The 14,152-nt window shown below is 73.7% G+C and carries 13 protein-coding genes, 1 tRNA gene, 1 pseudogene and 1 riboswitch; of the genes and pseudogenes, 8 read left to right on the forward strand and 7 right to left on the reverse strand.

The window, feature by feature from the left end; translation table 11 throughout:
• Positions 1–74: 74 nt before the first annotated feature.
• Positions 75–329: a hypothetical protein gene (locus tag ACI78V_RS05400; protein WP_456849660.1), complete on the reverse strand. Its 255-nt coding sequence runs from the start codon at positions 327–329 to the stop codon at positions 75–77.
• A 76-nt stretch (positions 330–405) separates the two neighbouring features.
• On the opposite strand from ACI78V_RS05400, the gene ACI78V_RS05405 reads away from it, so the two are divergent.
• Positions 406–1,299, forward strand: coding sequence for a maleylpyruvate isomerase N-terminal domain-containing protein (locus ACI78V_RS05405; RefSeq protein ID WP_456849662.1), 894 nt, complete (start codon positions 406–408; stop codon positions 1,297–1,299).
• Positions 1,300–1,430: 131 nt separating this feature from the next.
• On the opposite strand, the gene ACI78V_RS05410 is transcribed toward ACI78V_RS05405, so the two are convergent.
• Complete coding sequence (locus ACI78V_RS05410; protein WP_456849663.1) at positions 1,431–2,633, reverse strand: M23 family metallopeptidase; 1,203 nt, start codon at positions 2,631–2,633, stop codon at positions 1,431–1,433.
• 11 nt (positions 2,634–2,644) lie between these two features.
• A riboswitch (cyclic di-AMP (ydaO/yuaA leader) is annotated at positions 2,645–2,794 on the reverse strand.
• Positions 2,795–3,222: 428 nt separating this feature from the next.
• On the opposite strand from ACI78V_RS05410, the gene pstS reads away from it, so the two are divergent.
• Positions 3,223–4,323, forward strand: a complete 1,101-nt coding sequence (gene pstS / locus ACI78V_RS05415; protein ID WP_456849665.1) for a phosphate ABC transporter substrate-binding protein PstS — start codon at positions 3,223–3,225, stop codon at positions 4,321–4,323.
• A gap of 46 nt (positions 4,324–4,369) precedes the next feature.
• Positions 4,370–4,443 (forward strand) — tRNA-Ile (locus ACI78V_RS05420).
• Positions 4,444–4,495: 52 nt separating this feature from the next.
• Here the strand turns inward: ACI78V_RS05420 and ACI78V_RS05425 are convergent.
• The 3 genes and pseudogenes from ACI78V_RS05425 to ACI78V_RS05435 form a co-directional block, all read right to left on the reverse strand.
• Positions 4,496–4,801 (reverse strand): annotated as a pseudogene (locus ACI78V_RS05425) (IS982 family transposase); the annotation flags it as partial.
• A gap of 84 nt (positions 4,802–4,885) precedes the next feature.
• The gene (locus ACI78V_RS05430) at positions 4,886–5,458 is read right to left on the reverse strand and encodes a hypothetical protein (RefSeq protein WP_456849667.1); all 573 of its coding nucleotides are present in this window, start codon (positions 5,456–5,458) and stop codon (positions 4,886–4,888) included.
• Between the two features lie 468 nt (positions 5,459–5,926).
• Positions 5,927–6,064 (reverse strand): hypothetical protein, encoded by a 138-nt coding sequence (locus ACI78V_RS05435; RefSeq protein WP_456849669.1) that lies wholly within the window; start codon positions 6,062–6,064, stop codon positions 5,927–5,929.
• 158 nt (positions 6,065–6,222) lie between these two features.
• On the opposite strand from ACI78V_RS05435, the gene ACI78V_RS05440 reads away from it, so the two are divergent.
• The 3 genes from ACI78V_RS05440 to ACI78V_RS05450 all read left to right on the forward strand — a co-directional run bounded on the left by ACI78V_RS05440 (position 6,223) and on the right by ACI78V_RS05450 (position 10,198).
• Positions 6,223–7,791 (forward strand): xylulokinase, encoded by a 1,569-nt coding sequence (locus ACI78V_RS05440; RefSeq protein WP_456849671.1) that lies wholly within the window; start codon positions 6,223–6,225, stop codon positions 7,789–7,791.
• A gap of 37 nt (positions 7,792–7,828) precedes the next feature.
• Positions 7,829–9,469: a glycerol-3-phosphate dehydrogenase/oxidase gene (locus ACI78V_RS05445; protein ID WP_456849673.1), complete on the forward strand. Its 1,641-nt coding sequence runs from the start codon at positions 7,829–7,831 to the stop codon at positions 9,467–9,469.
• 84 nt (positions 9,470–9,553) lie between these two features.
• A complete protein-coding gene (locus ACI78V_RS05450; RefSeq protein ID WP_456849674.1) occupies positions 9,554–10,198 on the forward strand; it encodes a class II aldolase/adducin family protein in 645 nt (214 codons plus the stop codon).
• Positions 10,199–10,285: 87 nt separating this feature from the next.
• Here the strand turns inward: ACI78V_RS05450 and ACI78V_RS05455 are convergent, their stop codons facing one another.
• Positions 10,286–10,672, reverse strand: coding sequence for a hypothetical protein (locus ACI78V_RS05455; protein ID WP_456849675.1), 387 nt, complete (start codon positions 10,670–10,672; stop codon positions 10,286–10,288).
• A 279-nt stretch (positions 10,673–10,951) separates the two neighbouring features.
• The gene (gene helR, locus ACI78V_RS05460) at positions 10,952–13,156 is read right to left on the reverse strand and encodes an RNA polymerase recycling motor ATPase HelR (protein ID WP_456849677.1); all 2,205 of its coding nucleotides are present in this window, start codon (positions 13,154–13,156) and stop codon (positions 10,952–10,954) included.
• Between the two features lie 392 nt (positions 13,157–13,548).
• On the opposite strand from helR, the gene ACI78V_RS05465 reads away from it, so the two are divergent.
• Positions 13,549–13,740 carry a helix-turn-helix transcriptional regulator gene (locus ACI78V_RS05465; RefSeq protein WP_456849679.1) on the forward strand — a complete coding sequence of 64 codons (192 nt, stop codon included), beginning with the start codon at positions 13,549–13,551 and terminating at the stop codon, positions 13,738–13,740.
• The gene (locus ACI78V_RS05470; protein WP_456849680.1) at positions 13,730–14,110 is read left to right on the forward strand and encodes a hypothetical protein; all 381 of its coding nucleotides are present in this window, start codon (positions 13,730–13,732) and stop codon (positions 14,108–14,110) included. The genes ACI78V_RS05465 and ACI78V_RS05470 overlap by 11 nt, the downstream gene beginning before the upstream one ends.
• Positions 14,111–14,152 lie beyond the last annotated feature (42 nt).

A 14,152-nucleotide genomic window follows, 5' to 3' on the forward strand; every position in this document is an offset into this window, starting at 1 on the left:
CGGGGATCGCCCCCTCCACTCGCACTCACGCAGCGTAGCGAGCGGGGAGGATCGACGTGGGCTCCGACACGTCATCAGGCACCCAGTGTGGCCTGCAGGTCCTCCCGCGGGACCACACGTGTGGCCCGGCAGGCCGCCCCCTCGACCCCGGGCTCGGTCCAGTCGACGTCCACGACCTGACCGGCTCGCAGGGTGCCGCCGGGCGGGCCGTGGACGACCGACGCCTCCACCCAGCAGTAGCCGGGCAGGTCCGGGGCCTCCACGAGGCCGGCCCTGCGGGCGTCGTCCCAGCGGATCACCGTGCCGCGCGTCGTGCCGCTCCGAGTCATGTGCCCAGGCTGCGCGAGCCGACGCCGGTGGACAAGCCGGCGTGTCCCACCGGGGCGCGGGGGTACCGGCCCGGCCATGCTGCGATGCCAGGGGATGGCCGACGCGGGGCGGCACGAGGTGGGCGGGATGGTCCTGCCCGCGTGGGACGCCTTCCTCGCCCAGGCCGAGGAGGTGGACCTCGACCGACCCTCCCGGCTGCCCGGGTGGCGGTTCCACGAGGTCTGCGTCCACCTCGGCTGCTGGGACGACCACACGGCGCTCGCGGACCTCGTCGCGTCGGCGCGGGCGGGTGGCGCCGGGACCCCACCGGACGTCGACGCGACCAACGCGCGGGTCACCGCCGCCCACCGGGACGCGACGCGCGCGGAGGTGCTGGCCGCCGTGCGACGCAACCGGGACGCCACCGCCCGCTACCTGGCCGACGAGCCGCTGGAGCTGGACACCGCGCCGGCGGTCGCGGTCGTGGGCACCCTGCCCCTCCTCAGCGTGGTGCTGGGCCAGGCCTACGAGCTCGCGGTGCACGACCTGGACCTCGCCGACGGCGGCGCCCCGCCGGTACCCGGCCCGGTCCTGCAGGCGGGCCTCGCGGCCCTGGCGGACGTGACCGGCGCGCTCGCCGCGTCCGCCGGCATCACCGGGGGCGCCACGCTGGCGACGCCGGAGGGTGGTTGGACGTTCGCCGCGGACGCCGCCGGCTGGACGGTGCGGCGGGTGGGGCCGGGGGCACCCCGGGGCACGGCCGTCGAGGCCCCGGCGGACGTGCTGCTCGAGGCGGCGTCCGGGCGGGTCAACCCGGTGGCGGCACTGGCCCGGCGACGGTTGCGGGTGCACGAGCTGGGCGGGTTGCTGGCGCTGGCGCCGGTCGTCCAGGCCGCGCCCGGCATCCCCGGCGGGCCGATCCTGCACCTGGCCGCGCAGACGCTCGGCGGTGTGGGCGGGCTGGTCGGCCGGCTCCGCGGCCGCCGCTGACCACGGCCGGCACCGATCGCGACCGCCGCCGCAGCCGACCGCGCGACGGCCCTCCGTCCCCCGGACGTGCGACGGCCCGCGGCCACCGGGGCATCCCGGTGGCCGCGGGCCGCACGACGAGCCGCTGGAGCTCAGCAGCCGCCACCCAGGCTGATGCCGTGCTGGGCGAGCCACGGCATGGGGTTGACCCGGTTGGCGTACAGGCCGCCCTGGTGCACCTCGAAGTGCAGGTGCGGCCCGGTGGACTGGCCGCGGTTGCCGACCTCGGCGATCTGCTGGCCGGCGGCGACCACCTGGCCGGCGCTGACGAAGAACTGGTTCACGTGACCGTAGAGGGTGATCTGGCCGTCGGCGTGCTGCACGTACACGGCCAGACCGAAGCCGCTCGCGGGGCCGGCCTGCAGGACCACGCCGCCCTCGGGCACGTGGATCGGGGTGCCGATGGGGGCGGCGATGTCGACGCCCTGGTGCATGGTGCCCCAGCGCGCGCCGTAGCAGGAGGTGAGCCGGCCGGCGGTCGGCATGCCGGTGGTGCCCTGCGCACGGGCGTCGAGGCGGGCGGTGAAGGCGGCGGCCGGGTCAGCGGCTCCCTGCGAGGCCAGCAGCCGCTCACCGGCGGCGCGGTGCTGCTCGTCGAGCGCGGCCTTCTCGGCGGCGACGGCGTCGTACTCCGCCTGCGCCTGGGCGAGGTGGGTGTTGGCGGCGGCCTCGGCCTCGGTGGCGACGCGGGCCGCCTCGTCGAGCCGGGCGACCGCGGCGCGGGCGGCCCGGTCGGCCTCCTCGACCCGCTGCTCGACGGCCAGGAACTCGGTCAGCCGGGCGGCGCGCTGCTCGCCGAGGACGTCCATCGTCGCGGCCTGCTGCAGGAGCTCGGTGGGGCTCTGGGCGTCGAGGATGAGCTCGATGTCGCCGTAGCGGTTCTCGGCACCCATGTACGCCTCGCGGCCGAGCGTGGCGATGTCCTCCTCGGCGGTGGCGACGTCGGCCTGGGCGGTGGCGAGCTCGGCGGCGGTCGCGTCGGCCTCGGCCTGGGCGGTCGCCAGCTCCGCGCGGGCCACCAGGGCGGCGTCCGCCGCGGCCTCGGCCTCCACGGTCATCCGCTGCAGCTTCTCCTCCGCGGCGGTGACCAGCTGCTCGATGCGGGCGACCTCGGCGGCCAGCTGCTCCTGTTCGGAGGTCCCGGCGACGGTCGGGGCGGCGAGCGCGGCAGGGGTGCCGGCGAGCAGGCCCCCGACCACGGCGGCGACGACGACGGCCCGGCGGGGGGCACGCAGGAACCGGTGGACCGGGCCCACGCGGGCAGGCAGGGTCTTCAGGTGGTGCAGGGTCGCCAAGGCGACGGTTCTCCCATCCTCGCAACCGCCTACCGAGTTAGCTGACGGGTTCGGGCCGGACGGCGCCCTACCCGCCTGCGCCCCCTGCGCAGGCAGGACTCACCCCAGTGGAACGGTGGGTCCCCGGTCCGTCTCGGCCCCCGGAGGGGCGTCGGCGGTTCGGCGGGGCCCGGCCGGTGCCCTCGTGTGTCGAGGAGCGGAGCCCGGCGAGGCCGTCGGGAAAGCTACTACGGGTCACCCCCATCGGTCACGATCGAGTAACACACCCCGCGCGCCTTCTTGCCCGAAGGGGTGACATCCGATACGAGGCGTCACTACTCGACCCCGCAGCGCTCACCATCCGCGAACGGCGATGCAGTGCCCGCGGCTTCGCGCTGACCTGCGCGGACACCGCCCCATCCGGGCCCAGGAGGCGCGCCGATACCCATCGGTCCATCCGTGACACCACCGCGGGGTGCCACTTGTGAGATGTCGCCCACCCTGGCCCGGCACGCCGGTGCGACACGCCGGAGGCCGCCCGCCCGGAGGGCGGCACCTAGGGTCGTCCTGGACACCCGGCGGCCGGCGCCGGGCCCGGCGGGAGGCGTCTGTGACTGCCCGGAGCAAGGTGGCTGCCGGAGTCGGCGCGCTGGCGGTGGCCGGCGTGGTCGTGGTGGTCGCGAACTACGTACCGCCCAACGAGCGCGGCAGGGACGGCGCCGCGGGTGACCTGTCCGGCGCACTCGTCGGAGCCGGTGCCAGCAGCCAGCAGGCCGCGATGCAGGGGTGGACGGCGGGGTACGCGGCCGTGCAACCGGGCGTGACCGTCGACTACGACCCGGTGGGTTCCGGGGGTGGACGGGAGCAGTTCCTCGCCGGCGGCATCGACTTCGCGGGCTCGGACGCGCCGCTGGACGCCGACGAGCTGACCCAGGCCGCGCAGCGCTGCGGGGAGGCCGGCGTCTTCGAGCTGCCCAACTACATCGCCCCGATCGCCGTCGTCCACAACGTCCCGGGCGTGGACCGGCTGGACCTCTCCCCCACGACGCTGGCCGCGGTGTTCGCCGGCGTCGTCACCCGGTGGGACGACCCGGCGATCACCGCGGACAACCCGGGTGTCGCGCTGCCCTCGGCGGCCATCACGCCGGTGCACCGCAGCGACGAGTCGGGGACGACGGAGAACTTCACCGAGTACCTGGCTGCCGCCGGCGGTGGGGCCTGGCCACACGAGCCGGACGGCGAGTGGCCGCTCGGCGGCGGAGAGGCCGCGCAGGGCAACTCCGGCGTCGTGGCGGCGGTGGCCGGTGGCGAGGGCACGATCGGGTACGCCGACCTCTCGCAGGTCGGCGACCTCGGGGTGGTGCGGATCGGCGTCGGCGGGGAGTTCGTCGCGCCGACGGCGGAGGCCGCTGCAGCCGTCGTCGAGAGCTCCGCGACCCTGGAGGGCCGCGGGGAGTACGACTTCGCCCTCGAGCTGTCCCGGACGACCAGCGGAACGGGCCAGTACCCGATCGTGCTGGTCAGCTACCACGTCGGCTGCGTCGAGTACGAGGACCAGCAGACCGCCGAGCTCGTCGCCGACTTCCTGCGCTACGTGGTGAGCGAGGAGGGGCAGGCCGCAGCCGCCGAGGTCGCCGGCTCGGCCCCCGTCTCCGACGCCCTACGCGCGCAGGCCATGACGGCGATCGACGCGATCCGCAGCGCCTCCTGACAGGGAGGGCACCCCTGGGCCGCCATCTGGCAGGCTGGGGTGCACCGGGGCGGTAGCTCAGCCGGTCAGAGCATGGGACTCATAATCCCTGGGTCGTGGGTTCGAGCCCCACCCGCCCCACCGATTTCCACCACCGGTTCCTTGTTCTGGACGGTGCCGCCGGTGCACCTCGGTCGGCATCGAGCACACACATGGCACCTGTCGGTCATCGTGCCGTGGCGGGGCGAGTGCCCAGGTGATCGGCAGGCCGGCCGGTGTGCAGATCAGGTGCAGCCGCAGTCCAGAACCAGCGCGAGTGCGACGGGCAGTAGCCGTAGCCGGCGGTACCGGCCAGGTCCGAGCGCCGCGCGGTCGGGCGGGAGCGGGCGCACTCGACCGGGGTGGAGTCGACCAGCCAGACCGGATCGGTCCACAGGTCGATGTCGGAGGCCAGCAGCCGGATCACCCGCTTGAGCAGCGGCAGGGCAGCCCGCAGTCGGCTGGCCGAGTGAGAGGGCGACCGCACTGCCTCCGGCCGCACACAGGCATCGGCCGACCGCGACCGCCCTCGGCGCTCCGGCGGTCAGGCGGTCGGGCCGGCGCCGGTCTCGACCGGGACGAACTCGATCAGGAGCGAGCTCATCAGCTCCACGCCCTCGTTGGCCGCCGCATCCTCAATCCCACCGGGGATGTACCACGTGGTCCCGGCCGGGCAGACGTGACTGACCGCCTCCCCGGTCGTCTCGTGAAGCACCGCGCCGTCCGCGCCATACATGATCTTGCCGGGGTTGCCCGGGCACGTCGATTCACCGGTCTCGATGTACATCAGCGATGGGTACGGCAGGGTCGCGGGCGGGACGCTGGCGCCTGGCTCGAGGGTGAACCGGGCGATGCGCACCTCGACCGGGCCGGCCGGCATGTCGCGGACGATTCCACCGACGAGCAGGGACGCGACACCGACGCCGTCCTGGGCGGGCGGCGCGGTGGCCACGCACTCCCCCGCGCTGGGAGTCGTGTCCTGCGCCAACGCCGCGTCCACATGGTGCGCGAAGAACGCCGCAGCCGCGCCTCCGACCACCAAGCGGCCAATCGCCGTCCGGCGACTGACCTCCGGCGTCGCGTTCGAGACGACGACTCCGTTCTGCGTGGCGACCACGTCGATCCCTCCTGACGCTCGTCGCGACCCACTGCCAAGCCCGCTCAGTCCGCCGACCCGCCCAGCAGAGGTGTGCCCTGCCGTTGCCGGTCAAGTCTCCGCCTACCGCCACCCGGCCACCAGACCCCGCCCAGCGTCACCGCTGCCTCGAGGTCGACTGCGGGGCCCATCACCCTCTCGTGGGCACAAGGTGGGCACGAACCCGCGGTCCACCGGTGGCCAGCCGCGAACGAGCGCGGACCCCGACGGGCACCTGACTCGTTCGAACGGGCGCGATCGATCACGGCTGATCACCGCTGACATGCGGGCCACCCGACTCACAACTCCTGGGTCGTGGGTTCGAGCCCCACCCGCCCCACCGGTCCGGACCGGAGGTCCCGTCCTCCCGGGCGGGACCGCGGACGCCCCTCCGGCCCGCAGGTCGGCGCGCGGTCGGCACACCGGCGTCAGCGAGCGCACCTCGCACACTCACCCGAGCGCTGTCGACCGCAGGCTGTGCGCCCGGGACGCGCAGGCGATATACAGCAGTGTGCGCTCCCCCGACGGCGTCGTCGCGCCCGGCAGCACCGCCGCCGGGGTCGCGGCCACGACCGCGATGGCAGTCACGGGGGTCCGGGTCCGCTCCGGGCCCCCCACCGCGGGCGCCCCGGGGTCCCCCCGCGCCGGGCAGGCCGCGCGGCCGTTGGGGCGCGACGACGGACAGGCACGACTCGACGGCCTGGCTGTGGCGCCGGGTCGGCCGTTGCCACACAGGGGGTGAGGGCGTGCCAGAGGCGTACGTCATCGGCGTCGACATCGGTACGACCGGCACGAAAGCGGTGTTGGTGGGTGAGGACAGCCGCGTCGTCGCCCAGAGTGCAGCGGTGGAGCACCCCACGGCGTTCCCGCCGAACGTCCCCGGGGCCGTCGAGCAGGATCCCGACGACTGGTGGGCGGGGACCACGAGCTGTGTTCGTGAGGTGCTGGAGAAGGCGCAGGTGCCGCCGGACGCCGTCGAGGCGGTCGGGGTGAGCAGCCAGGCGCCGTGCGCCGTCCTCGTCGACGCAGAGGGACGGCCGACGCACCCCGCGCTGCTGTGGATGGATCGCCGCAGCGACAAGCAGTGCCGGGATCGGGCCGGCGCACACCGGCAGATCCAGGACATCGCTGCCAATGCACCAGATCCCTACTACGCGGCCCCCAAGGTGGCCTGGCTGCTGGAGAACGTCCCGGGGCTGAGGCAGCGGACCACGCACCTGCTGATGGCCAACGGTTACGTCAACATGAAGCTGACCGGCAAGAGGTCGATCGACACCGGTCACGCCGGACTGTGCCTCCTCGCCGGGATCGAGGACGTGCAGTGGTCCCCGGAGCTGGCCGAGCTGTGGGGCGTCCCGAGGGAGTGGCTGCCGCCGATCGGGCGACCCACCGAGGTACTGGGCAGGGTGAGCCCGGAGGCCGCCGCGGTCACCGGGCTGCGGCCCGGGACCCTGGTGGTGCACGGCGGTGTCGATGCCGCGACGGCCAGCCTCGAGGCCGGAGTGGCCGCCGAGGGCGACATCTGCGAGATGACCGGCCAGTCCACGGTGCTGAACGCGGCCGTGCGCTACGAGGCCCTGCGCCAGGGCGTCGGCGCACTCTCCGTGTTCGCCTATCCCGTTCCGGGTCTGTACCTGCTGTTCGGGAGCATGAGCTCGACCGGCGGGATCCTGCGGTGGTTCCGGGACCAGTTCGGCGATCCCGAGAGGGCCGAGGCGGTCGAGACGGGAACCGATGCCTTCGTCACGCTCGACCAGCTCGCGGGGACCGTGCCCGCCGGCAGTGGCGGCCTCCTGCTGCTCCCCTATTTCCTCGGCGAACGCGCGCCGGTGTGGGACTCGGACGCGCGCGGCATCCTGTTGGGGTTGTCGATGTCGACCACACGCTCCCATGTGGTGCGGTCGATCCTGGAGGGGACGGCCTACGGGCTGAACCACAACCTGGAGGAGATGCGCAAGCGAGGACTGCGTCCCCCGGTCCTGCGCGTCGTCGGCGGCGGCGCCAAGGGCAGGACCTGGAACCAGATCAAGGCGGACGTCACCGGCCTACCGGTCGAGGTCCCACTCGAGACGATGGGGGCACCGGTGGGGTCCGCATTGCTCGCTGCCGTCGGTGCACGGATCGTGGAGGACCTGGCCGAGGCGGTACGTGCCCGCTACCGCGCGCGGGAGCAACTCCGACCCGACATGGCACGCCACGGCCACTACCAGGGCTACTACGAGCTCTACAAGCAGCTCTACCCGGCGCTGAGGGACAGGAACGTCTTCGCGCAGCTCAGCAAGCTGCGGCACGCGGTGGACGCTGAGGAGCGGTGACCCACCCGGCGGTGCTCGCGACGATCGGAGACGAGAGATGACGTCGGCCCTCTCACCATCGACCCGGCGCGACGCGCTCGCCGCAGCCACCACCGGCACCCACGACCTCGTGGTGGTCGGCGGCGGGGTCACCGGGGCGGGCGTGGCCCTGGACGCGGCCGCGCGCGGCCTGTCCGTGGTGTTGCTCGAGGCCGGTGACCTCGCGGTGGGCACGTCCTCGCGTTCCGGCAAGACGATGCACGGCGGCCTGCGCTACCTGGAGCAGCTCAACTTCTCGCTGGTGTTCGGTGCGCTGCGCGAGCGGGATCTGACGATCCGGACGCTGGCCCCGCACCTGGTCTCCCACGAGCCGTTCCTCTACCCGTTGACCAAGCAGTGGGAGAAGCCCTACGTGGGCGCCGGCGTCGGCCTCTACGACGCGATGTCCACCATGAGCCGCCGCATCGGCGGCGCCCCCCACGCCCGCTACCTCGGACGGCGTGCCCTGCACCGCGAGGCGCCCGGGCTCGCGGACTCGGTGATCGGCGGCCTGCAGTACCCGGACGGGCGGATGGACGACGCTCGCCACACGCTGGCCGTGGCCCGCACCGCGGCCGCATACGGCGCCCAGGTCGTCCCCTACGCCCGGGTCGCCGGGGTGCACACCGACGCCGGCGGGCGGGCCACCGGCGTCCACGCGGAGGACGTGCTCGGCGGCGGGGAGTTCGACGTCTCGGCCCGTGTGGTCGTGAACGCGGCCGGGGTCTGGGCGGCCGAGGTCCAGCAGATGGCCGGGGCGCGCACCTTCTCCGTCGCACCGGCCAAGGGCGTGCACGTGCTCCTCCGCCCGGAGGCGTTCGAGTCGAGGACCGGCATCCTGACCCGCGCCGAGGACTCCGTGATCGTCCTGCGCAAGTGGTACGGGTACTGGCTGCTGGGCACCACGGACACCCCGTACACCGGCGACCTGCGCAACCCCACGGCCGACAAGGAGGACATCGAGTACCTGCTGCGCAACGTCAACCGCCTGCTGCGCCGCCCGATCAGGCGCGACGACCTGCTCGGCACCTTCGCCGGGCTGCGGCCGCTCCTCGCCCCCGCGGGCGACGCAGCCGGGACCACCTCCGCGCTGTCGCGCGACCACGCGGTGATGGAGGCGCCGGCCGGGATGGTGACGATCGTGGGCGGCAAGTACACCACCTACCGGATCATGGCCCGCGACGCGGTGGATGCCGCCGGGAAGTCGCTGGGCCGGTCGCTGCCCGACAGCCTGACCGAGACCCTCCCGCTCGTCGGGGCGCCCGGCTGGCGGGTGATCGCGAACCAGTTCGCCGCGCTGTCCGCCCGGTACGGAGTCCCGGAGGCGACCCTCGAGCGGATGCTGCACCGCTACGGCGACGAGCTCCCCGACGTGCTGGCTCCCGCCGCGGACGACCCCACTCTGGCCGTCCCGGTCGACGGAGCCGCCGGCTACCTGCCGGTGGAGTTCCTCCGCGCGGTCACCCACGAGGGCGCGGCCAACCTGGACGACGTCCTGACCCGGCGGACCCACGTGGCCATCGAGGAGACCGACGCGGGCACCGGCGCGGCCACACGGATCGCCGCCCTGATCGCCCCGGCACTGGGGTGGGACGCGGTGCGACAGAAGGACGAGGTGGCCTCCTACGACGCACGACCGCGACTGGCCACTGTGCTCTGACCTCGACGCCGGACGGTCGCGAGCGGTGGCACCCCGCCCCACCCACAGGTCTACTGCGAGGACAGGTGAGGAAGGAGTGCCACGATGCAGCTGTCCGACCAACGTGCCGCGCTGGTGGAGTACTGCCTGCGGATGCAGGCCGACGACCTGACCGTCGGCACGTCAGGCAACCTGAGCGTGCGGTCCGGCGACCTGATCGCCATCACCCCCAGCGGTGTGGAGTACGACGACCTCACGCCGGAGGCGATCTGCGTGATCGACCTGGACGGGAACGTCGTGGAGGCGGACCTCGAGCCCTCCTCGGAGGTGCCCATGCACATCTCGGTCTACCGTGCCACGGACGCCGGCGCGGTCGTGCACAGTCATCCGATGTACTGCACCGCACTGTCGGTCCTGATGGACGAGGTGCCGCCGGTGCACTACATGATCACGCTGCTCGGCGGGCCGGTGCGCGTTGCGCCCTACGCCCGGTTCGGCAGCCCCGAGCTGGCCCAGGGCAGCGTGGACGCGATGACCGACCGCACGGGCGTCCTGCTGCGCAACCACGGCGCCACCACCTACGGCGACACCCTCGCGAAGGCCTACACCCGCTCCGTCTACCTGGAGTGGGTGTGCAAGCTCTACCACCAGGCCAGGCTGATCGGTGAGCCGACGCTGCTCTCACAGGAGCAGCTCGACGAGGTGACGACGGGGTTCGGCAGCTACGGCCAGGCCGTCAAGAGGACATGAAGGCACGGTGCGCGACGGCAGCGCCCAGAGAGCGCGGGACCCGCGAGCACGACGACCATCCGCAGGCCCGACCCGGCCCCCGTGGCCCTAGGTCGCCACGTTCGTCCACACGGTGCCGATGTTCTCCTCACCACCACCGTGGGTCGTCGCGAGCAGGCACGCGCTCAGCGAGGTCCCCGTCGCGGTGAAGGAGAAGGCCTGGCTCACGTCGCTCTGGGCGCCGAGGTGCACCGCCAGGGTGAACGGCCTGGACGTGCCCTCCTCCAGGAGGAAGAGACCCTCACCCCGGTTCAGCCGATCCGCCGCGTCCCGTGAGGTCACGGTCGCGTTGCCCGATATCTCCTCCCCTGGCGTGAAGGTGGCGACGGTGAGCGTCTTCGGACAGGTCGTGGTGACGACAGGCACCGTTCCCGCCGCAGCCGCAGGCGCGAGTAGGACCGCGGTCGCGCATGCCGCAGCTGCCGGAATTGCCATGCGACGTTTCCTCAAGGCCATCGCCCCTCAGCGCTGTAGCGATCGTCACCCGATCGCCGGCCTCGATCCCCTCTCTCGCTCGCGGCGGCGCAGCGTGCGGGCGACAGGACGGGGGCAGTCCTAGCACCGGCGCGGCACGGCCGTCCAGCCGGCGACCGTGATCTGCGCCGGCTGTGTGCGCCCGGGTGGCAGGACACAGGGTGGCGTGACGATCCGTGAGATGAGCACCCCATCACCGACCGCGGCGGCGACCGGTGGCGGCCGAGGTCGCGGCCGACGTCAGGAACCCGTGAGGACGACGAGTTGCCGGGTCGCCCGCGTCATCGCGACGTAGCGGTCGACCGCTCCCTCGATGCCCGTGCCGAACGACTCCGGGTCGACGAGGACGACCAGGTCGAACTCCAGCCCCTTCGCCAGCTCGGGGGTCAGCGACCGGACGCGGGACGTCGCCGGGAACGCGGGATCGCCGATGACACAGGCGGTCCCCTCGGCGTGCGCGTCGAGCCAGCTGTCGAGGACCGGCCCCAGGTCCGCCACGGAGCCGTGGACGACGGGGACACCGCTGCTGCGGATGGAGGTCGGCACGTTGGCGTCCGGCAGCGCGGCCCGGATGACCGGCTCGGCCTCGGCCATGACCTCCGCCGGGGTCCGGTAGTTGATGGTCAGGGAGGCCACGGTGGTCCGGTCGAGCCCGATCCGCGCGAGTCGTTCCTGCCACGACCCGGCGAACCCGTGCCGGGCCTGCGCACGGTCCCCGACGATGGTGAGGCTCCCCGACGGGCAGCGGCGCAGCAGCATCTGCCACTCCGCGTCGGTCAGCTCCTGGGCCTCGTCCACGACGACGTGCGCGAACGGGCCGGCGAGGAGGTCGGGGTCGGCGCCGGGCAACCCATCCTCGTCGACCAGCGCCTCCTGCAGGTCCTGGTGGCGCAGGCTCGTCATCAGCAGCAGCTCGGAGTCGTCGGCCTGGATCAGCTCGTCGATGACGTCGGCCATGCGCGCGCGTTCGGCGGCGACCGTGGCGTCGTGCCGGCGCTTCCGGCGGGACGTCTCCGGGTCGCCGAGTCGCTGCCGGGCGGCGTCCAGGAGCGGCAGGTCGGACACCGTCCAGGCGTGGGCGTCAGCGCGCTGCAGCGCCCGGACGTCGTCGGGGCCGAGCCAGGGCGCGCACCGGCGCAGGTAGGCAGGCACCGACCACAGGTCCCCGACGAGGTCAGTCGCCTCCAGCAGCGGCCACGCCCGGTTGAACGCCGTGCGCAGCGCCCTGTTCTCCAGCAGTGACTTGCGGAGCAGGTCGGCCGGGACGTCGTCCTCGTCGTCGTGCCCGTCCACCAGGATCGTGACCAGTTCCTCCCAGACCTGGTCGCGCGCCTCGTTGTGCGGGGTACCGGGGTCCGGTGCCCCGAAGGCCTCGGCCCAGTCGTCGGCGCCGAGCCGGATGTCGGACCAGTCGGTCTCGACCGTCAGGCCCGTGGTCGGCGGCTCCTCGTAGAACCGGACGGCCGTCTCGATGACCGTCCCCACGTCCATGGCCGCCTTCAGGCGGGCGACCTCCGGATCGGTCTCCACGCCTGCCGCGGCTCCCTCGGGCACGAGGTCGCGCAGGGTGCAGGTCCGCACGCCCTCCTCCCCGAGGCTGGGGAGGACGTCGGCGACATAGGCGAGGTAGGGCGGGTGCGGACCGACGAAGAGCACGCCGCCCCGGTGGTGACCGAGACGGGGGTCGGAGTAGAGGAGGTAGGCGGTGCGGTGCAGGGCGACGACGGTCTTGCCCGTCCCCGGGCCGCCGTCGACGACGAGAGGGCCGTCGGAGCCGGCGCGGATGATGGCGTCCTGGTCGGCCTGGATGGTGCCCAGGACGTCGCGCATCCGGGCCGACCGGGTGCCGCCCAGGCTGGCGATGAAGGCGGACTGGTCGTCGAGGGCGGCGGCGTGCTCCTCGAGCCCGTCCGGGGTGAACACCTCGTCCCAGTAGTCGGTGATCCGGCCGCGGGTCCAGCGGTACCTGCGGCGGCTGGCGAGCCCCATCGGGTCGGCGTGGGTCGCCCCGAAGAACGGCTCGGCCGCGGGGGAACGCCAGTCCACGAGCAGCCGACGCCCCGCGCTGTCGGTCAGGCCGAGCCGCCCCACGTAGACCGGCTCGGGGTCGTCCGCGCCGACCATGTGCCCCAGGCACAGGTCCAACCCGTACCGACGCAGGGTCCGCAGGCGAGCGGTCAGCCGGTGGATCTCCAGGTCCCGGTCCAGCGCCTCCTGCCCGGTGCCGCCGGGCGCCCTTCGCTCGGCATCGAGGCGGTCGGACAGGTCGGCGATCGACCGGCGGAGGCTCTCGGCGATCGCCGCGAAGTGCTGCTCGTCGCCGGCGACCAGCGCTGGGTCGGCCTTGGCGGTGAGGTGGTCGGGCAGGTCGAAGACGTCGATGGGCGAGGCATTCACGTCATCAGCTCCGATGTGGTGCTCCTGGAACGCGGTCCCGGCGTTCACGAGCGCAGCAGGGCCCGTTTCCGGGAATGGCGGAGCAGCGCCACGAACGGGCTGCTCCCGTTCCCGCGGACCAGGCTCGGGCGGCGATTCTGCGGCACGACCGGGGTCTTGCCACAAGTCCCCCGGTGCGCTATAGGTTGAAAGTGGAAGGGGTTGACGGCCTCTTCCGTGCGTCGTCCGTCGTGGACGGACGGGGGCATCGCGGAGCGGTGGCGCGCGCCGTACGGCAGCGCCGACGGCCCAGCCGGAACCCGTCCCGGCCTCGTGCCGCGGCCGGCAGGCCACCCCGCGACCGCACCCCAGCCCTCGGACAGGACGAGTCCGCTCGACATGCACGACGGATGTCAAGCAAGCTTGTCCTGACAAGCGTCCTTGACCCGTCCGAGGTGTCCGTGCGAAACGACGTCCGTGCGCTGCGGCTGGCCTGCGGCCTCTCCCAGCGGGAGCTCGCCGAGGCGCTGGACGTCTCACGCCAGACGGTCAACTCCATCGAGACCGGCCGCTACGACCCCTCGCTCCCGCTGGCCATCGCCATCGCCCGCCACTTCCACCGCACCGTCGAGGAGGTCTTCCATGTCGACTGACCGACGCACCGGCACGCAGACGGCCCTCGCCCTCGGCGCGGTCCTGGCCCTCCTGGCCCCCGTGCTCACCCGCGCCCTGGCCGTGCTGGGGCTGCTCGCCCTGCCGCTCACCGGTGTCGCGGGCATCGCGATCGGGCTGGGCGCCGCGGTGGAGATGGTGGTCGCGCTGCTGCTGTTCGTGGAGGTCGCCGTGGGGGCGGTCGCCTTCGCCGTCGTCAGCCGCCGGAGCTGGCAGGGCCTGCGGTGTCCCCGCACGTGGCGGCGACCGGCCCGCCGGGTGCGCCGGCGCTCGCGTTTCTCCACGGCGTGCGCGCCGGCAGCTGGATGTGGTGGCGGCAGGTGCCGGCGTTCGCCGACCACCTCCGTCTGACCGTGGACCTGCCCGGTCACGGCCGCAGCTGCGACGTCCCGT

The sequence above is a fragment of the Geodermatophilus sp. SYSU D00742 genome (assembly GCF_054049935.1).